This window comes from Microbacterium pasadenense, from assembly GCF_047246565.1.
Classification (GTDB): domain Bacteria; phylum Actinomycetota; class Actinomycetes; order Actinomycetales; family Microbacteriaceae; genus Microbacterium.
The window spans coordinates 50,561-69,464 of record NZ_JBFOKN010000005.1 but is presented as its reverse complement, the minus strand read 5'-3'; the positions used below and the strand labels follow the sequence as shown (position 1 = coordinate 69,464).

Annotated in this window: 17 protein-coding genes; 10 read left to right on the top strand and 7 right to left on the bottom strand. The window is 72.1% G+C overall.

Going from position 1 to position 18,904, the window contains the following annotated elements; translation table 11 throughout:
• Window positions 1-163: 163 nt before the first annotated feature.
• Complete coding sequence (locus AB3M83_RS13180; RefSeq protein WP_412948889.1) at window positions 164-670, bottom strand: GNAT family N-acetyltransferase; 507 nt, start codon at window positions 668-670, stop codon at window positions 164-166.
• A 132-nt stretch (window positions 671-802) separates the two neighbouring features.
• Between AB3M83_RS13180 and AB3M83_RS13175 the strand changes: the two genes are divergently transcribed.
• Together AB3M83_RS13175 and AB3M83_RS13170 are read left to right on the top strand one after the other, a co-directional pair.
• Window positions 803-1,363 (top strand): acyl-CoA thioesterase, encoded by a 561-nt coding sequence (locus AB3M83_RS13175; protein ID WP_412948888.1) that lies wholly within the window; start codon window positions 803-805, stop codon window positions 1,361-1,363.
• Between the two features lie 45 nt (window positions 1,364-1,408).
• On the top strand, window positions 1,409-5,140 hold the full coding sequence (locus tag AB3M83_RS13170) for a proline dehydrogenase family protein (protein ID WP_412948887.1): 3,732 nt from the start codon (window positions 1,409-1,411) through the stop codon (window positions 5,138-5,140).
• Between the two features lie 295 nt (window positions 5,141-5,435).
• On the opposite strand, the gene AB3M83_RS13165 is transcribed toward AB3M83_RS13170, so the two are convergent.
• On the bottom strand, window positions 5,436-6,164 hold the full coding sequence (locus tag AB3M83_RS13165; RefSeq protein WP_412948886.1) for a hypothetical protein: 729 nt from the start codon (window positions 6,162-6,164) through the stop codon (window positions 5,436-5,438).
• Window positions 6,165-6,313: 149 nt separating this feature from the next.
• On the opposite strand from AB3M83_RS13165, the gene ddaH reads away from it, so the two are divergent.
• The 5 genes from ddaH (at window position 6,314) to AB3M83_RS13140 (ending at window position 11,979) form a co-directional block, all read left to right on the top strand.
• Window positions 6,314-7,201, top strand: a complete 888-nt coding sequence (gene ddaH / locus AB3M83_RS13160) for a dimethylargininase (RefSeq protein WP_412948884.1) — start codon at window positions 6,314-6,316, stop codon at window positions 7,199-7,201.
• Window positions 7,198-8,427 carry an ornithine--oxo-acid transaminase gene (gene rocD, locus AB3M83_RS13155; protein ID WP_412948882.1) on the top strand — a complete coding sequence of 410 codons (1,230 nt, stop codon included), beginning with the start codon at window positions 7,198-7,200 and terminating at the stop codon, window positions 8,425-8,427. The genes ddaH and rocD overlap by 4 nt, the downstream gene beginning before the upstream one ends.
• Window positions 8,428-8,507: 80 nt before the next feature.
• Complete coding sequence (locus AB3M83_RS13150; RefSeq protein ID WP_412948880.1) at window positions 8,508-10,211, top strand: circularly permuted type 2 ATP-grasp protein; 1,704 nt, start codon at window positions 8,508-8,510, stop codon at window positions 10,209-10,211.
• Complete coding sequence (locus AB3M83_RS13145) at window positions 10,205-11,137, top strand: alpha-E domain-containing protein (protein WP_412948878.1); 933 nt, start codon at window positions 10,205-10,207, stop codon at window positions 11,135-11,137. The genes AB3M83_RS13150 and AB3M83_RS13145 overlap by 7 nt, the downstream gene beginning before the upstream one ends.
• Window positions 11,134-11,979, top strand: coding sequence for a transglutaminase family protein (locus AB3M83_RS13140; RefSeq protein WP_412948876.1), 846 nt, complete (start codon window positions 11,134-11,136; stop codon window positions 11,977-11,979). The genes AB3M83_RS13145 and AB3M83_RS13140 overlap by 4 nt, the downstream gene beginning before the upstream one ends.
• A gap of 22 nt (window positions 11,980-12,001) precedes the next feature.
• Here AB3M83_RS13140 and AB3M83_RS13135 read toward each other — a convergent pair whose 3' ends face one another.
• The 3 genes from AB3M83_RS13135 to AB3M83_RS13125 form a co-directional block, all read right to left on the bottom strand.
• Window positions 12,002-12,175 carry a hypothetical protein gene (locus AB3M83_RS13135; protein WP_412948874.1) on the bottom strand — a complete coding sequence of 58 codons (174 nt, stop codon included), beginning with the start codon at window positions 12,173-12,175 and terminating at the stop codon, window positions 12,002-12,004.
• A 121-nt stretch (window positions 12,176-12,296) separates the two neighbouring features.
• A complete protein-coding gene (locus tag AB3M83_RS13130; protein ID WP_412948891.1) occupies window positions 12,297-13,676 on the bottom strand; it encodes an MFS transporter in 1,380 nt (459 codons plus the stop codon).
• A 62-nt stretch (window positions 13,677-13,738) separates the two neighbouring features.
• Window positions 13,739-14,179, bottom strand: coding sequence for a MarR family winged helix-turn-helix transcriptional regulator (locus AB3M83_RS13125; protein WP_412948872.1), 441 nt, complete (start codon window positions 14,177-14,179; stop codon window positions 13,739-13,741).
• A gap of 105 nt (window positions 14,180-14,284) precedes the next feature.
• Between AB3M83_RS13125 and AB3M83_RS13120 the strand changes: the two genes are divergently transcribed.
• From AB3M83_RS13120 to AB3M83_RS13110, 3 genes are read left to right on the top strand one after another with little or no spacing between them, the layout of a single operon-like run.
• Window positions 14,285-15,133: an alpha/beta hydrolase gene (locus AB3M83_RS13120; RefSeq protein WP_412948870.1), complete on the top strand. Its 849-nt coding sequence runs from the start codon at window positions 14,285-14,287 to the stop codon at window positions 15,131-15,133.
• Between the two features lie 55 nt (window positions 15,134-15,188).
• Window positions 15,189-16,238, top strand: coding sequence for a lipoate-protein ligase LplAB (lplAB, locus tag AB3M83_RS13115; RefSeq protein WP_412948869.1), 1,050 nt, complete (start codon window positions 15,189-15,191; stop codon window positions 16,236-16,238).
• On the top strand, window positions 16,235-17,230 hold the full coding sequence (locus tag AB3M83_RS13110; RefSeq protein WP_412948868.1) for a DNA-methyltransferase: 996 nt from the start codon (window positions 16,235-16,237) through the stop codon (window positions 17,228-17,230). The genes lplAB and AB3M83_RS13110 overlap by 4 nt, the downstream gene beginning before the upstream one ends.
• A 51-nt stretch (window positions 17,231-17,281) precedes the next feature.
• On the opposite strand, the gene AB3M83_RS13105 is transcribed toward AB3M83_RS13110, so the two are convergent.
• Together AB3M83_RS13105 and AB3M83_RS13100 are read right to left on the bottom strand one after the other, a co-directional pair.
• The gene (locus AB3M83_RS13105; RefSeq protein ID WP_412948867.1) at window positions 17,282-17,806 is read right to left on the bottom strand and encodes a hypothetical protein; all 525 of its coding nucleotides are present in this window, start codon (window positions 17,804-17,806) and stop codon (window positions 17,282-17,284) included.
• Between the two features lie 219 nt (window positions 17,807-18,025).
• Window positions 18,026-18,880, bottom strand: coding sequence for an alpha/beta fold hydrolase (locus tag AB3M83_RS13100; protein WP_412948865.1), 855 nt, complete (start codon window positions 18,878-18,880; stop codon window positions 18,026-18,028).
• Between the last annotated feature and the right edge of the window lie 24 nt (window positions 18,881-18,904).

Genomic DNA, 18,904 nt, shown 5'->3' with positions numbered 1-18,904 from the left:
GTCGCGCAGGGCCGGCCGGGCGCGCAGGGCCGGCCGACCGGGCAGGGCAGGGCCGGCCGCGCATTGGCGCCCCCGGACAATGCACCGGCGGCGCCGCCGGACAATGCGACGGCGCCGCATCCGAGTCGGGATGCAGCGCCGTCGGTCTCGGACCGCCCGTGCGTCAGCGCACGAAACGGACTTCGGTGAGCGTCTCGCCGAGGAAAGGCTCGGTGTGCGCCGCTCCGTCGAGGGTGAACCCGTTGCGCGTGTAGAAGCGGTGGGCGCGGGGGTTGTCCTCCGCCACCCACAGGTACAGCTCCTGGCCGTCCGGGACGACCGCGTCGAACAGCCGCTGGCCGGTGCCGGTGCCGTGCCAGGCGTCGAGCAGGTAGATGAAGTACAGCTCGCGCATCCGCGGGGCGTCGCGGTCGCGGGCGGGACCGGAGCCGGCGAAGCCGATGATCTCGCCGCCGGCCATCGCGGCGACCATGGTGAACTCGGGACCCTGCTGCGCCCAGTGGGTCCACAGCTCGGCGAGACGCCGGGCCGACACCCGCTCGAGCGCGGCCTTGCTGATCAGGTGATCGTAGGTCTCGTGCCAGCACGTGGCGTGGACACGACCGAGCGCTTCGGCGTCCACATCGCGAACCGGACGGACGACGATGTCGGTCTGGAGTTCGGGTTCCATGGCCAGACTCTAAGCCCGCCTCCGCGGATCGTGAAATCGGTACGGATGCCGCGGCACCTGCCGCCGGAGAACTGTGGCGACCCCACAACGGATTGTCCGCCATGGTGGGGCGCGGCACTAGGCTCGCCCCTCGTGAACGTGTGGTGGCGGACCCTGCTGACCCTGATGCGCGCCCGCGTGATGCTGCGTCGCCGCGGCCCGGTCGCCCCCGACGCGGTGGGCCGGATCCGGCTGCGCACCCTGCCGACGGACATCGATCTGCTCGGCCATATGAACAACGGCCGGTACGCCTCGCTGTTCGATCTCGGCCGGTTCGACCTGCTCACCCGCACGGGCCTGTGGCAGGCGATGAACGAGCGCGGCTGGTACGGCGTGGTCGCGAGCGAGACCGTGACGTTCCGCAAGTCGCTGCAGCTGTGGCAGCGCTTCGTGGTCGAGACGCGCATCATCGGCCATGACGACAAGGCGGTCTACCAGATGCACCGCGCGGTCGTAGACGGCGAGGTCTACGCCGAGATGATCCTGCGGGTCCGTTTCCTGCGCCGCGGCGGTGGCATCGTGCCGATGGAGGAGCTGTTCGAGGCCCTCCACCGACCCGACACCCTGGCGCCGCTGCCGCAGTGGATCACGGACTGGGCGGCATCCTCCGCCCTGCCGTCGACGCGCGCCGAAGCTCCCAGCATCTGGCCCTGAGCGTGTCCGACCCGGGAGCGGCGACGCGCGCTTAGGCTGTGGCTCATGTCGGACCGCATCGCTGCGCCACAAGCGCCCTCCACCGACCTCGCCGAGCGGGCCATCGCCCTCGCGGAGCGCTGGGTCGCCGAATCCGCCGAGGTCACCGTCGACCCTGCGGCCGAGCGTCTCGCGGGGGTGCTGAAGGACCCGAACGGCCTGCCGTTCACCCTCGGCTTCGTGGACGGCGTCATGCGGCCCGAGTCCCTCACCGCGGCGGCCGCCAACCTGCAGCGCGTGGCACCGCTCGCGCCCGCGTTCCTGCCCTGGTACCTGCGCGCCGCCGTCCGTGCCGGCGGCGCCGTCGCCCCGGTGCTGCCGACTCCCGTCGTGCCGATCGCCCGCCGGGTGCTCCGTGAGATGGTCGGCCACCTCATCGTCGACGCGCGGCCCGACAAGCTCGGTCCGGCGCTGCAGGCGCTCCGGGAATCGGGTGCCCGCCTGAACCTCAACCTGCTGGGCGAGGCGGTGCTCGGCGAGTCCGAGGCCCTGCGGCGGCTGGACGGCATCCACGAGCTCGTCCGCCGTGACGACGTCGACTACGTGTCGGTGAAGGTCTCCGCCATCGCGAGTCACCTGTCGATGTGGGCGTTCGACGAGATCGTCGACCGTGTCGTCGAGCGGCTGCGGCCCCTGTACCTGTCGGCGGCCGAGGACGGCACGTTCCTCAACCTCGACATGGAGGAGTACCGCGACCTCGATCTGACGATGGCGGTCTTCATGCGGGTGCTCGACGACCCCCGGCTGCGGGACCTCGAAGCCGGCATCGTGCTGCAGGCGTACCTGCCGGACGCCCTGCCGTCGCTGCGGACCCTCACCGCCTGGGCGCGGGACCGCGTCGCCGCGGGCGGTGCGCGCATCAAGGTGCGCCTGGTCAAGGGTGCGAACCTCGCGATGGAGCACGTCGACGCCGCCATGCACGACTGGACCCCGGCGCCGTACACGTCGAAGCTCGACACCGATGCCAACTACCTCCGCTGCCTCGACGAGGCGCTGCGGCCCGAGAACACCGCCGCGGTCCGCATCGGCGTCGCGGGCCACAACCTGTTCTCGATCGCCTACGCCTGGCTGCTCGCGGGGGAGCGGGGCGTGCAGGCCGACGTCGAGGTGGAGATGCTCCTCGGCATGGCGCAGGGACAGATGCAGGCGGTCGCCCGCGAGGTCGGGCACGTCCTGCTCTACGTGCCCGTCGTGCGCCCCGACGAGTTCGACGTCGCCATCAGCTACCTCGTGCGGCGGCTCGAAGAGAACGCGTCCAACGAGAACTTCCTCTCCGCGGCGTTCGACCTGGCCTTCGACCGGGCCGTGTTCGTCCGGGAGCGCGACCGGTTCACCGCGTCGGTCCGCCGCGCCGCCGACCGGGCGCTGCCCGTCGGGCCGCGCCGCCGCCAGGACCGCACGGCCGACGTCGCCGACGCTGGCCGCCTCACCCGCGCCGGGGCGGCCCCGGAACCGGAGGGCGGGCTCACCGAGGCGGTCCTCGGCATCGCGCGCGCCGCCGACGACCGCGCCCGCGGGGACGATCCGTTCGACGGTGATGAGACCCAGCCCGCGCTCACCGAGGGGCGACCCGAGCTGTTCGGCGGCGAGGCCTTCATCGAGACCGCGGTCTTCTCGTCGCGGGAGACCGTGACCGCGGCCGGAGCGCCCGGCTTCCGCAACACCGCCGACACCGACCCGGCGCTGCCGGTCAACCGGGCCTGGGCCCGTGACATCCTCGCCCGAGTGCCGGCATCGACCGCGGGCGACGCGACCCTCGCCGCCGCCCGGGTCTCGGAGGAGGCGCAGCTCGAGTCCGTCGTGACGCGCGTCCGGACCGCGTCGGATGCCTGGGGGTCGCTGCCCGCGGCCGACCGTGCCGCCGTCCTCCTGAACGCCGCCCGCGCCCTGGAGCAGCGCCGTGGCGCGCTGATCGAGGTGGCGGCCTCCGAGACGGGCAAGGCGCTGGCGGAGGCGGACGTCGAGGTCAGTGAGGCCGTCGACTTCGCGCGCTACTACGCGGCGACGGCGCGGGAGCTCGACAGCGTCAGCGGCGCCGTCTTCGTCCCGTCGAAGGTCACCGTCGTGACGCCGCCGTGGAACTTCCCCGTCGCGATCCCGGCAGGCGGTGCGCTCGCCGCCCTCGCCGCGGGGTCGGGTGTCGTCTTCAAGCCCGCGCCGCAGGCACGTCGCTGCGCGGCCGTCGTCACGGAGGCGATCTGGGAGGCGCTCGACCAGTCCGGCATCGACCGGGACGTCCTCGCCCTGGTCGACATCGACGAGGGCGGCCTCGGGCGCCAGCTGATCACGCACCCCGACGTGGACCGGGTGATCCTCACCGGCTCCTTCGAGACGGCGGCGCTGTTCCGGTCGTGGCGGCCGGACCTGCCGATGCAGGCCGAGACCAGCGGCAAGAACGCGATGATCGTGATGCCCTCGGCCGACCTCGATCTCGCCGCATCCGACGTCGTGCGCTCCGCATTCGGACATGCCGGCCAGAAGTGCTCGGCGGCGTCGCTCGTCATCCTCGTCGGTCCCGTCGCGCGGTCGCAGCGCTTCTCGCGTCAGCTGGTGGATGCCGCGACCTCGCTGCGGGTGGGGCGGCCGGACGACCCGCTCACCGAGGTCGGTCCGCTCGTCGAGCCGCCCGCCGGCAAGCTCGAGTGGGCGCTGACGACGCTCGAAGGCGACGAGCGGTGGCTGGTCGAGCCGCGCGAGCTGGACGATCCCGCGTACCCGGGTCGCATGTGGACGCCCGGCATCCGGACCGGCGTCCGTCCCGGCTCGCGGACGCACCTCGAGGAGTTCTTCGGTCCCGTGCTCGGCGTCATGCACGCTCGATCCCTGAGCCACGCCATCGAGCTGCAGAATGCCGTCGCCTACGGACTGACGGCGGGCCTGTACACGCAGGATCCCGGCGATCTCGCACAGTGGCTCGACGGCGTCGACGCGGGCAACCTCTACGTCAACCGGGGCATCACCGGCGCGGTCGTCCAGCGCCAGCCCTTCGGCGGGTGGAAGCGTTCGTCCGTCGGCGGCGGCGCGAAGGCGGGCGGACCGAACCACCTCATCGGGCTCGGCTCGTGGCGCCCGACGGCGGGCGCCGGCCAGTCGTCGACCCTGCACCTGCGCGGACTCGACTCGTCCATCACGGACATCATCGAGGCCGCGCAGCCGGCGCTGGGATTCGACGCGTTCGAGTGGCTGCGCCGCGCGGCGCTGTCGGATGCCGTCGCGTGGGACCGCACCTTCGGCAAGGTCGCGGACGTGTCCAAGCTCGGCGTGGAACGGAACCTGTTCCGGTACCGCCCGGCATCCGTCGAGATCCGTGCGACGACGGATGCCGAGCGCCAGGCGCTGGTGCGGGTCGTCATCGCCGCCGTGCGCGCCAAGGGCGCGTTCACGGTGAGCGCGCCGGACGGGCTGCCGGCGACCCTCCGGCAGGCGCTCGGCGACCTCGAGGTGCCGGTGTTCGTCGAGACCGACGAGGAGTGGATCTCGCGCATGGGCGCCGCGCCGTCCACCGACGGTCCGGTGCGCGGCGACCGCGCGCGCCTGGTGGGCCCCCCGGCGTCCACGGCGGCGCTCCGGACGTCGCTCGGGCGCGCGATCGAGGGCGACCCGGACCTCGCCGTCTACGCCGACGAGGTGACGCAATCCGGACGGATCGAGCTGCTGCCGTTCCTGCGGGAGCAGGCGATCAGCATCACCGCGCACCGGTTCGGCAACCCCGACGCGTGGAGCGAGGCCGTGATCTGAGCCGATCCCGGCACCGCATATCCCGATCGCGCACGACGGGGCGGCCCCCGGAGCTGCGGTGACCGAGAAAGGTAAACAAATTATCTATCTGGTGCCGCCCGCGGGAATTGAGGACCATGAGATGTGCGCTTCTGGGGAGCGCACCCGCGGGCGTCTCGTTCCAGCTCGGCTGAGCCGACGATCTCGCAAGAAGACACTCTGGGGGGAGTGGCGCCCCGGATCCGAGGATGCCTCGGCTCCGGGGCATCTTCATGTGAGCCCGGGCTCCGGAGCGTCCGCCGCACGCGGCGATGGGTCACGCTGAGGGGTCGTCGCCCTCGCGGGGCAGCGTGAAACCGCCGGCCAGCGCGCGGATCGCCAGTCCCAGCAGGGTCCACTCGCCCTCCGGCATCCCGTCCTCGCCGCCGGACAGCTCGTACGTCGGGTGCTCGAGATTCGTCCGCGCACGGATGACGAATCCCTCGGCGAGGGCCGTCAGCGCCTCGGAGAAATCGCGGACCGTGAGCCCGTCCCGCATCCGGATGCCGTAGGCGTCGATCAGCCGCTCGCACAGGGCCGCGAAGGCGTCGACCGACTCCCGGTGCCGGTCCGCGCTCGCGTCGATCAGCTCCGGCCACGTGTCCGCCGTGGTTCGCAGCGCCAGCGCGATGACCGACGACTGGGCGTCCAGCAGGTCGGTCGGATCGGTCATGTCCAGGGCGGTCGTCCGCACGTGCGCGAGGGCCGCGGCCTGGATCACGTCGTCCGCCGACGCGCCGGATTCGACGAGGTCGCCGATCATCGACTCGATGGTGTCCGTCGGTCCGATGACGCGCATCCGCATCATCGCGACGGCCAGATCGCGGTGGTACGCGGACTGGTCCGGCCACAGCCGGTAGGCGGCGCCGCTGGTGAGCCCCGTGCGGCGCAGCACGTCCTGCAGGCGCACGTGCTGCACGCCCGCGCTGACCCCGCGCTCGAGCAGCATCTGCATCCCTGCCCGCAGCAGGAGCGTCCGCGTCTGATCCCCCGTGCGACGACCCATGTCCGGCATCCTTGCACCGGTTCTCCGGTTTCTGTCGCATTGGGGATCCCTCTGGCAAGATGGGTCCCGGCGTGCCCGGGTCGTCGGTTCCCCACCCCGCCGGGCCTCTGGACAGCGTCCGCCGCCCCTTGGAACGAGGAGCGAATCTGATGTCCACGCAGAACGAGACCATCGATCAGACGGCCGCAGCCGCGGTGCCCGAGCGCATCGCCCAGCATCGCCGGTACCTCATGTGCCGTCCCGAGCACTTCACGGTCAGCTACCGCATCAACCCGTGGATGGAGCCGACCACGCCGACCGACACCGCCAAGGCCGTCGCGCAGTGGCAGGAGCTGTACGACACGTACGTCTCCCTCGGCCACGAGGTGGAGCTGATCGATCCCGTGCCCGGCCTTCCCGACATGGTGTACACGGCGAACGGCGGCTTCATCATCGACGGCCGGGCTCTCGGCGTCCGCTTCCGCATGCCCGAGCGCAGCGGCGAGGAGCGGCCGTTCATGGACTGGTTCGCCGCGAACGGCTTCGAGGTCATCGAGCCCGTCGAGGTGCAGGAGGGCGAGGGGGACTTCCTCCTGGTCGGGGACACGATCCTCGCCGGGACGGGCTTCCGCTCCGTCGGCGACAGCCACCGCGAACTCGCCGACGTCTTCGAGCGCGAGGTCATCTCGCTGCGCCTGGTCGACCCGCGGTTCTACCACCTCGACACCGCCATCACGGTGCTCGACCCGGTGGAGGGCGCCGGCGCCGCGCCGCGGGCAGGCATCGCCTACCTCCCGTCCGCCTTCGACGCGGAGTCGCAGCGGGTCCTCGCCGAGCGATATCCCGACGCGATCCACGTCTCCGATGAGGACGGCGCCGTCTTCGGCCTGAACGCGGCGAGCGACGGCAGGCACGTCTTCATGACGCCCCGCGCGACCGGGTTCGCCGCGCAGCTGCGCGAGCGCGGTTACGTCCCCGTGCCGGTCGACCTGTCCGAGCTGCTGCTCGGCGGCGGCGGCATCAAGTGCTGCACCCTGGAACTGCGAGGCGGACGATGACCGACATCCGGACGGACGCGGCGGCCGTCACGACCCCCGACCTCATCGCGGCCGAGGGCGCCCACGTCGCCCGCAACTACTCGCCGCTTCCGGTCGTCGTCTCCGAAGGCGAGGGGTCCTGGGTGACCGACGTCGAGGGGCGGCGGTACCTCGACCTGCTGTCGGCGTACTCGGCGCTGAACTTCGGGCACCGGCATCCCGCCCTGGTGGCCGCCGCGACCGCGCAGCTCGGCCGGCTCACCCTCACCAGCCGCGCGTTCCACAACGACAAGCTCGCCGCGTTCGCCGCAGCGCTCGCCGAGCTCGCGGGCAAGGACCTCGTCCTGCCGATGAACACGGGCGCCGAGGCCGTGGAGACCGGCATCAAGGTCGCCCGCGCGTGGGCGTACCGGGTGAAGGGCGTGCCGACGGATGCCGCCAACATCATCGTCGCCGCCGGCAACTTCCACGGCCGCACCACGACGATCGTCGGGTTCAGCGACGACCCGCAGGCCCGCGACGGCTTCGGTCCCTTCGCACCCGGCTTCACCCTGGTGCCCTACGGGGATGCCGCCGCGATCGAGGCGGCGATCGACGAGAACACCGCCGCGGTCCTCATCGAGCCGATCCAGGGGGAGGCGGGCGTCGTGATCCCGCCGGACGGCTACCTGCGCGCCGTCCGGGACGCGTGCACCGCCGCCGACGTGCTCCTCATCGCCGACGAGATCCAGTCCGGTCTCGGCCGCGTCGGCACCACCTTCGCGTGCGACCGCGAGGACGTCGTGCCCGACCTGTACCTGCTCGGGAAGGCGCTCGGCGGCGGCATCGTCCCGCTGTCGGCCGTCGTGGGCGACGCCGAGGTGCTCGGCGTCATCGCCCCGGGCGAGCACGGCTCCACCTTCGGCGGCAATCCGCTCGCCGCGGCCGTCGGCCTCGCCGTCGTCGAGCTGCTCGCCACAGGCGAGTTCCAGCAGCGCGCCACCGCACTCGGTGCGCACCTGCGCGAGCAGCTCGACGCGCTCGTCGGGTCCGGCGTCACCGCGATCCGCGTCGCCGGACTGTGGGCCGGCGTCGACATCGACCCGGCCGTCGGCACCGGCCGCGAGGTCGCCGAGAAGCTGCTGCGCCGCGGTGTCCTCGTCAAGGACACGCACGGGCAGACCATCCGCATGGCGCCTCCGCTCGTGATCCGGGGCACCGAGATCGACTGGGCGGTGGAGCAGCTCCGGGCCGTCCTCGCACGCTGACCGCGGCATCCGTCCGCACGCCCGACGGTGGGGGGATCTCCGAAACACCGCGGCAATATCGCCCCGGCTAGGCTCATCGCATGGGCGATCTCTTCGACGGATACGGCTCGATCCTGGCGCCGCGGAAGACCCCGTCGGGGATCCCCGCGTTCGACGAGATGTTCGGCGACCCGGCGCACGCCGGAGCCGCCGCCGAGTCGCGGTCGTCGTACCGCGAGCTGTACCAGACGCTCGCCCGGATGACGCAGGAGGAGCTGCGCGGGCGCACCGAGTCGCTCGCCAGCTCGTACCTCGCCCAGGGCGTCACTTTCGATTTCGCGGGTGAGGAGCGGCCGTTCCCGCTCGACGCCGTCCCGCGGGTCATCGCGTACGACGAGTGGTCGCGCATCGAGAAGGGCGTGCAGCAGCGGGTGCGCGCGCTCGAGGCGTTCCTCGACGACGCGTACGGGCACCAGCACTGCGTGCGCGACGGCGTCCTCCCGGCGAAGCTCATCGCGTCGTCGCAGTACTTCTACCGCCAGGCCGCCGGCATCCGTCCCGCCAACGGCGTGCGCATCCAGGTCGCCGGGATCGACCTGATCCGCGACGAGCACGGCGAGATGCGGGTCCTCGAGGACAACGTGCGGGTGCCCTCGGGTGTCAGCTACGTCATCTCCAACCGCCGCGTGATGGCGCAGACGCTGCCCGAGCTCTTCGTCTCGATGCGCGTGCGGCCCGTCGGCGACTACCCGCACAAGCTGCTGCAGGCGCTGCGCGCGTCGGCCCCGCCCGGCGTGGACGACCCCAACGTCGTCGTGCTCACCCCCGGCGTGTACAACTCGGCGTACTTCGAGCACACCCTGCTCGCGCGGCTCATGGGCGTGGAGCTCGTCGAGGGACGCGACCTCGTGTGTCAGGGCGGTCGCGTCTTCATGCGGACGACGCGCGGTCCGCGCCGCGTCGACGTCATCTACCGCCGTGTCGACGACGACTTCCTCGACCCGCTGCAGTTCCGGGCCGACTCCATGCTCGGCGCTCCCGGCCTCATGCTCGCGGCCCGGCTGGGCAACGTGACGATCGCGAACGCGGTGGGCAACGGCGTCGCCGACGACAAGCTGCTCTACACCTACGTGCCCGACCTCATCCGCTACTACCTCGCCGAGGAGCCGATCCTCAAGAACGTCGACACCTGGCGGCTCGAGGACCCGGGTGCGCTCGAAGAGGTGCTCGACCGCCTCGACGAGCTGGTCGTGAAACCCGTCGACGGCTCCGGCGGCAAGGGGCTCGTCGTCGGGCCGGATGCCAGTCCCGCCGAACTCGACGCGCTCCGCGCCAAGCTGCTCGCCGACCCGCGCGGCTGGATCGCGCAGCCCGTCGTCATGCTCTCCACCATCCCGACCCTCGTGGAGGACGGGATGCGCCCCCGTCACGCGGACCTGCGTCCGTTCGCCGTGAACAACGGCGACGAGGTGTGGGTGCTCCCCGGCGGACTGACCCGCGTCGCCCTTCCGGAAGGGCAGCTCGTCGTGAACTCCAGTCAGGGCGGCGGGTCGAAGGACACCTGGATCGTCGGCGGCGACGCCCCCGGCACCGGCGAATACGGGCAGAGCCGCGACGGCAGCCTGGCCGGCCTCGTCGCGGAGCAGGCCACCGTCACGACGTCCATCCCGGTCATCTACGACCCGCAGGAGGAGCCGCCGCACTCCCCGCAGGACGCCGGCGGCTCGACCCAGGAGCAGCAGGAGCAGCAGCAGCAGATCCGAGGCTCGGCATCCGTCTCCCCCGATGAGGAGTCCGCATGCTGAGCCGCATCGCCGAGAGCCTGTTCTGGATCGGCCGTTACATCGAGCGCTCCGACGGCACCGCGCGCATCCTCGACGTCCACCTGCAGCTGCTGCTGGAGGACCCGTGGATCGACGAGGACACCGCCTGCCGCTCGCTCATGGGCGTCATGGGCAGCGCGCCGCAGGACGGCGGCGCCCCCGTCAGCCGCGCCGAGGTGCTCCGCCACCTCGCCGTCGACCGCACCAACCCGTCGTCCATCGCGTACTCCCTGCACTCCGCACGCGAGAACGCCCGTCGTGCCCGCGAGATCGTGTCGACGGAGCTGTGGGAGACCCTGAACACGACCTCCTCGCGGATGCCGCGGCGTCTCAACGACGAGAAGGTCCACGAGTTCTTCCAGTGGGTGCGCGAGCGCGCCGCGCTCGCCGTCGGCGTCACGGACAACTCCACCAGCCACGACGAGTCGTGGCAGTTCTTCACGCTGGGCCGTGCGATCGAACGCACCGACATGACGGCGCGGATGCTGGCGACGCGCTCGCTCACCGAGGCGTCCGGACCGTCGTGGACGACCATCCTGCGCTCCTGCGGCGCCTACGAGGCCTACCTGCGCACCTACCGGGGGATGCCGAGCTCCCAGAACGCCGCGGAGTTCCTGCTGCTGGACCGGCTCTTCCCGCGGTCGATCATCCACTCGATCACGACCGCGGAGCGGTGCATGAGCGCGGTCGACCCCGTCGCCGACCGGGTCGGCCACTCCAACACCGTGCTGCGCGCGCTGGGCCGCATCCGCGCCGACCTCGAGTACCGCCCGATCGAGGAGGTCCTCGCGGAGCTGCCCGAGCACATGCAGAGCGTGCAGTCGGTGACACGGGAGGCATCCGAGGCGATCCGCGGACGGTTCTTCCCGACCCAGACCGAACCGAGCTGGATCGGAGAGACCTCATGAAACGGCTTCGCATCGAGCACACGACCGGCTTCGACTACCCCGGCAAGGTGGGCGCGTCGTACAACGAGGCGCGGATGCTGCCCTCGACCAGCGACAGCCAGTTCGTGCTCAGCTCGCAGCTCGACATCGAGCCGTCGACCGGCGTCAACTACTACGTCGACTACTTCGGCACCCGCGTCGCGGCGTTCGACGTGCTCGCCGCCCACTCCGCGCTGGAGATCACGGCGCGCTCGCTCGTCGAGGTGCGGGCGCGGCCGCTCATGCATCCCGACACCACGTGGGACGCGCTCGCCCGCGACGCGCAGCGCTCGATCGGCACGGTGGAGATGCTCGGTCAGACGGCGCGGACGCAGCCGCATCCCGAGGTCGCCGCCATGGCCGCGGCGATCGCGGCGCAGCACGCGAACCCGTCGCACGCGGCGCTCGCCATCACGACGGCGATCGGACAGGCCGTGGAGTACGTGCCGGGCTCGACCGAGGTCCACTCGACGGCGGCCGAGGCGTGGGGCTCGCGCAAGGGCGTCTGCCAGGACATGGCGCACATCGCGCTGGGTGCGCTGCGCTCGGTCGGTATCCCGGCCCGGTACGTTTCGGGATACCTGCACCCGCAGCCCAACCCCGAGGTCGGGGTCCCCGTCGCCGGCGAATCGCACGCCTGGGTGGAGTGGTACGCCGGCACGTGGCACGGCTTCGATCCGACGAACGATGTGGAGATCGGGGACCGGCACGTGACCGTCGGCCGCGGTCGCGACTACAACGACGTCCCGCCGCTGCGCGGCGTCTACGCCGGCCCGTTCAAGAGCCGACTCGCCGTGCAGGTCCTGATCACCCGCGAGGCCTGACCCCGGAGTGCCGAGCGCCCGATCAGACCGGGGTGTCGTCGGGGTCGAGGGTCTTGATCATGTCCTCCTCGACCGCGTTGTCGGCGTCGAGCTGCTCCTCGGTCGTGTCGTCACCGCCGACCGGGTTGTCCTGCTCATCGAGCGGGTTGTCCGCGTTGGTGTCGTCGGTCGGGGTGTCCTCGTGTCGATCGGTCATGCCGTCACGCTACGCGCGCGGCATCCGTTCCGCAGGGCCTTGACGACGCTCGCGTCGTCGGCACGGCGGGTGCCGGCCCGCAGCGACGCCGGCGCGGGACGCGCACCCGGAGGCGGGCGCGTCAGCGCGTCGAGCGGTCTGGCGCCGCCCGGTCACCGGGCTGGGGGTCGGCGGGGGCGACCGGCAGCCTGTCGCCGGGAAGGCGGATCGGCGTCGTGCTGGCGACCTCGTCGCTGAACTCCTCGGGGGCGACGACCGAGATCGGGCGGGTCTCGTCGATCGTGAGCGAGAAGCGCCGCGAGGCGGTCCGGTGCAGACGCCCCGACGCGAGCAGCCAGGTGAAGCCGATTCCGAAGGCGACGAGCGCCGCGACGGAGCCGAACAGGATCGCGGCGCGCGGACCGAAGGCATCCGCCGCCCAGCCCACGATCGGTGCGCCGACGGGCGTCCCTCCCATGAGGATCGCCATGTACAGCGCCAGCACCCGGCCGCGGAGCGCCGGGTCGGTCGTGGTCTGGACGTAGCCGTTGGCCGTCGTGAGGGTGGTGACGGTGGCGAATCCGACGAAGACGAGCGCGACGGCGTACAGCGCGTACACCGGCATGAAGGCCGAGACGGCGGATGCCACCGCGAACAGCCCGATGCCGCCGATGACCATGCGCATCTGCGCACGATCCCGGCGCGCGGCGAGCAGCGCGCCGGCGAGGGAGCCGATCGCGAGGATGGAGCTGAGGACGCCGTAGCCGTCGGCCTCCTGCCCGAACTCGATCGCCATGGTGGACGCGAGGATCGGGAAGTTCATGCCGAAGGCGCCGAGCAGGAACACCATGACGAACGTGACGAGCAGGTCGGGGCGGCGTCCCACGTAGCGGAGACCGTCGCTCATCCGTGCGGCGCTGCGCATCTTGGGACGCGGGGCGAGCTCGCCGGCGCGGATGAGCGTCAGCGAGACGAGCATCGCGAGGAAGGTGACGGCGTTGAGCAGGAAGACCCAGCCCGTCCCAACCGCCACGATGACGAAGCCGGCGACGGCGGGCCCGATCATCCGGGCGGTGTTGAACGATGCCGCGTTCAGCGCGACCGCGTTCGAGGCGTTCTCGCGCGACACGAGGTCGGACACGAACGCCTGCCGCGCCGGGTTGTCGAAGGCGGCCACCATGCCCAGGCCGAACGCGAAGGCGTACATCACGGGGAGCGTCATGACGCCCTGCAGCAGCAGGATGCCGACGATGAGCCCCAGCACCATGAGGAGGCCCTGCGTGACGAACAGCAGCTTGCGCCGGTCGAAGCGGTCGGCGACCCAGCCCGTGACGCCCACGAGGAGGAGGGGCGGCGCGAACTGCAGCGCCATCGTGATGCCCATCGCCGTGGCGTCGTTGTCGGTGAGCTGGGTCAGCACGACCCAGCTGAGCGCGGTCGCCTGCATCCATGCGCCGACGTTGGAGACGAGGGCGCCGATGAACCAGACGCGGTAGTTGAAGACGGAGAAGGAGCGGAACATCGTCGGGCGGCCGCGGCGGGACGCCCGGCGCGGCGCGTCCGCGGCGGACGAAGGCGTGCGGGTCACCGGCCGGCCACCTCTCGCATGATGTCGGCGGCCTGCGCGAGCGAGCGGCGCTGCGCGGCGGGGAGGTCCGCCAGGACGCCCTCGAGCCACGAGTCGCGTCGCCGGACGGTCTCGGCGACGACGCCGCGGCCCGCGTCGGTCAGGTCGATGTTGACCTTCCGCCGATCGGTCTCGTCGGGCGTGCGGGTGATGTAGCCGGACTCCTCGAGGCAGTTCACGGTCCGGTTCATCGAGGGCGACGAGACGCGCTCGCGGTCGGCGAGCTCGCCGAGCGTGTGCGGCCCATGGGTGCGCAGCGCCGCGAGGACGGCGAACTGGCCGTCGCTCATGGAGTCGACCGCGCGCTCCGAGCGGAGCCGGCGGGCGAGGCGGAAGGTCGCCATGCGGAAATCGGATGCCGCGCGGGCGAGGTCGTCGGAGTCGGTGTCAGCAGTCATCGGTTTCGTTAGCATAGCTCATTAGTCTGGCTAAACGCCGAGGGCCGGTGCGTCGTGCCGGTCCCCGGTCGCGGACCGCCCCGCGTCGACCCGTACACTTCGGGGATGCCCGAGTTCATCGATGCACACGGCATCGCGATCGTCTACGACGTCCACCCGGCGGAGGGCACTCCGCGCGGCGTCGTCCAGCTGCTCCACGGCGTCGGCGAGCACGCCGGCCGCTATCCCGCCCTGATCGCCGCGCTCACCGGCGCCGGATTCGTCGTCTACGCCGACGACCATCGCGGTCACGGACGCACCGGCATCCGTCAGCACGGCGGCCCGGCGAGGCTCGGCCGACTCGGCCGCGGCGGTCTGCCCGCCACGATCGCCGCGTGCCGCCGGCTCACCCGCCTCATCCGCGACGAGAACCCCGGACTCCCGCTCGTCCTCCTCGGCCACTCATGGGGCTCGTTCCTGGCGCAGAAGATGGTCGCCGCAGAGCCCGGAGCCTACGACGCGCTGGTCCTGTCGGGCTCGTCCCTCCTCTGGCCGGGCGCGCTCAACGCCGCACCGCTCAATCGGCGCTGGGCGGGGGCGGGAGCGACCGGAGTGGAGTGGCTGTCGGCGGATGCCACGGTGGGCCAGGCCTTCCTCGACGACCCGCTCACCACGACCGTCCCCCTGGTGCGGCTGTTCGGCCCCGTCGACACGATCCGGCTGCTCGGCCTCCCGCCGCGGGGCCTCGGCGTCGCGCTTCCCGTCCTGCTCCTCGTCGGGCGCGACGATCCGGTCGGCGGCCCGCGGAGCGTGCATCGGCTGGCCGACGCGTACCGCAACCGCTCGGGACTGACCGACGTGACGACCCTCGTCTACCCCGACGCCCGCCACGAGATCTTCAACGAGAGCGCCCAGGCGGAGGTACGCGCCGACCTCCTCGCCTGGCTCGACGTCCGCGTCCCGCGGCGCGACTGAGCGGATGCCGGGGCCCCGGCATCCGTCCCACCCGAACGAGCGGGAGAATGGAACCATGCACGGCGAATACAAGGTCCCTGGCGGCAAGCTGGTCGTCGTCGATCTCGAGGTCGCGGACGGCCGCATCGCGGACTTCCACCTCGCGGGCGACTTCTTCCTCGAACCCGACGACGCGCTCGCCGACATCGACGCGGCGGTGACCGGCCTGCCGGTCGAGGCGGACGTCGCGACGATCGCCGCCGCGGTCCGGGCGGCCCTGCCCCCCGGTGCGCAGCTGCTCGGCTTCACCCCGGAATCGGTCGGCACGGCGATCCGCCGCGCGCTGATCGTGGCGCCGGGATGGACCGAGTTCGAGTGGGAGATCATCCACGAGAAGGCCGTCTCGCCGGCGATGAACCTCGCCCTCGACGAGGTGCTGACGAGCCGCGTCGGCGACGGTCGCCGCAGGCCGACGCTGCGCATCTGGGAGTGGGACGAGTCCGCCGTCGTGATCGGCTCGTTCCAGTCGCTGCGCAACGAGGTCGACCCCGAGGGCGCGGCCAGGCACGGCTTCCAGGTCGTCCGCCGCATCTCCGGCGGCGGTGCGATGCTGATGGCCGCCGGCTCGATCGTGACCTACTCGCTGTACGTCCCCGCGGAGCTGGTCGCCGGCATGACGTTCGCCGACTCGTACGCGTTCCTCGACGACTGGGTGCTGCACGCGCTGCGCTCGCTCGGCGTCGACGCGACCTACCAGCCGCTCAACGACATCTCCTCCCCGAAGGGCAAGATCGGCGGCGCCGCGCAGAAGCGGCTCGCCAACGGGGGAGTGCTGCACCACGCGACGCTCAGCTACGACATGGACGGTCAGGTGCTGACCGAGGTGCTGCGGATCGGGCGCGAGAAGCTCTCCGACAAGGGGACGACGTCGGCCGCCAAGCGCGTCGATCCGCTCCGCAGCCAGACCGGGCTGCCGCGTGCGGAGATCATCGAGCGGCTGAAGGAGACGTTCGCGTCGCTGTACGGCGCCCGGAGCGGGTCCATCTCGCCGGAGGAGTACGCCGAGGCGGAGGCGCTCGTCGAGAGCAAGTTCGCCACGGACGCCTGGCTGCAGCGCGTCCCGTGACCGTCGAGATCCATCTCGGCGACAACCTCGACGTCGCGCGGCGACTGCCGGACGGCGCGTTCACCCTCGTCTATCTGGATCCGCCGTTCAACACGGGCCGGACGCAGGAACGGGCGATCGAGTCCGCGACCCGGGCCCGCCCGGCACGCGCGACGGACTTTCCGGCCCCGGCCTCGGGCGCGCCCGCGGAATCCCGGGCTTCGGCGGCATCCGGTCCGTCGGATCTCCGTCACGGTGGCCGGCTGCCGGACCTGATCCCCGACCCCGCGGCCGCCGCTCCGGCCGGAGCACCGGCGGCTGTCCCGGTCGGCGCACCGGTGAAGGGCGGTTTCCGCGGCACCTCGTACGCCCGCACCCGCGGCGCGCTGCGCCTCTACGACGACCGGTTCGACGACTACTGGGGCTTCCTCGAGCCGCGCCTGCGCGAAGCGTGGCGTCTGCTGGCCGACGACGGCACCCTGTACCTGCACCTCGACTACCGCGAGGCGCACTACGCGAAGGTCATGCTGGACGCCGTGTTCGGCCGCGACTGCTTCCTCAACGAGCTGATCTGGGCGTACGACTACGGCGCGAAGTCGCGCAGGCGGTGGCCGAGCAAGCACGACACGATCCTCGTGTACGTCAAGAATCCGTCGGGCTACTTCTTCGACTCGGATGCCGTCGACCGCGAGCCCTACATGGCGCCCGGTCTGGTGACGCCCGAGAAGGCGGCGCGGGGCAAGCTGCCCACCGATGTCTGGTGGCACACGATCGTGCCCACCTCGGGCAGGGAGAAGACGGGCTACCCGACGCAGAAGCCCGAGGGGATCCTCCGCCGGATCGTGCAGGCGTCCAGCCGCCCGGGGGACCGGGTCCTCGATCTGTTCGCCGGCTCCGGGACCACCGGCGCGGTCGCGGCCGCCCTCGGCCGGGACGCCGTCCTGGTCGACCACAGCGCCGACGCGGTCACCGTCATGCGCGCCCGCATCCCGGACGCCGCCGTCGTCGGCTGACGGCCTCGCGAGGCAACCGCCTGCCTGCCGCCGGGCGAAACGCCGGCAGTCTCAGCGCGAGGAGCGGCCGCGGCGCAGCACGGCGATGTCCTCATCGGTGAGGAGGGCGCGCGGGATGACGGCAGCCGACGCGCCGGGCATGCGCGCGAGGCGCAGGACGGCCGCCTCGCCCGACACGGTCACCTTCCGGATCGCGGCCGCCCGCACGTCGCTGCGGCCCGTCGCCGTCGTCATGCCGATGCCGTCGGGTGAGACGGTGAGCGTGATCTCCTCGCCGACAGGGTAGGCGGCGGCTGTCGCGCGCCGCAGCTGCCCGGCGGCATACCGGCGCAGGAGGACGTACACCGCGACCAGGACGACCGCCGGCACGGCCGTGGCCGTCAACGATCGCGGATTGCCCGTCAGGGCGAACATCCCGGCGGCGATGAACACGCACACGGCCACGATCACCCAGACGGAACCCCGTGCCGTCCGCATGTAGCCGTCGACGAGCCGTTGCGACAGGCCCGCATCGGCGACCATCGACCGCGTCGTGCCGGCCGTCGCCTCGGCCGTGTTGCCGGTGGCATCCGTCATCGCATCCCCCTCGCGTCCCGCCCCATCGTGGCAGAGCGGGGGCGTCCGTGAGAAGGCACGATCACGGAGCGGAACGGATGCCGCCGGCCGAGCCGCCGGGCCGAGCCGCCGCGGCATCCGTTCCGAGCTTCCGAGCAGCACGGGCCGCGGGGGAGATCACGCGGGCCCGCGATGCGAGCCCGCGCTTCGCGCAGCCTCGTGCGGCCGACCGCGCGGCCCTCACGACTGCGGGTCGTCGCCCCCCGCCAGGAACCGCAGCAGCACCTCGTTCACCTCGGCGCCGTGGGTCCAGAGCAGGCCGTGCGGCGCCCCCTCGATCTCGACGTACTCGGCATCCGGCAGGAGGGTCCGGAACTTCCGCGCCGTGGCGTCGATCGGCAGAATGTTGTCCGCCGTGCCGTGCACGATGAGCGCCGGCACCGTCACCTCGGCGATGTCCGCGCGGAAGTCCGTCGGCCACGCCAGCGGCGCCGCAGCGATGGCGGCGTTGCCTGCCAGGTTGGCGACGGCGATCGAGGCGTCGACGGCCTCCTGCGAGATGCGCTCGCCGAGGGTGTCGTCGAGGTTGTAGAAGTCGCGGAAGAACGCGGTGAGGAAGGCGTACCGGTCGTCCCGCACCGCGGCGGCGGTCCCGTCGAAGAACGCCTGGTCGCCGGCCCCGTCGGGGTTGTCGTCGGTGATCAGGAGGAACGGCTCGAGCGAGCCGAGGAACGCGACCCGCGCGATCCGGCTCGTGCCGTACCGCGACAGGTACCGGGCGACCTCGCCGGTCCCCATCGAGAACCCGACGAGGACGGCGTCCTCGAGGTCGAGGTCCTCGATCAGCGCGTGCAGGTCCGCCGCGAACGTGTCGTAGTCGGAGCCGGTCGCCGTCTTGGTCGATGCCCCGAATCCGCGCCGGTCGTAGGCGATGACCCGGTACCCGGCCTCGAGGAGGGCGGCCTGCTGCTTGCCCCACGATTCGCCGTTGAGGGGGAACCCGTGGATGAGGACGACGGGCTGGCCGCTGCCCTGGTCGGTGTAGAAGAGCTCGACATCGACCGAGTTCTCCGTCGCGACGGTGATGAACGCCATGAGAGGTCCTTCCGGCCGGAGCCC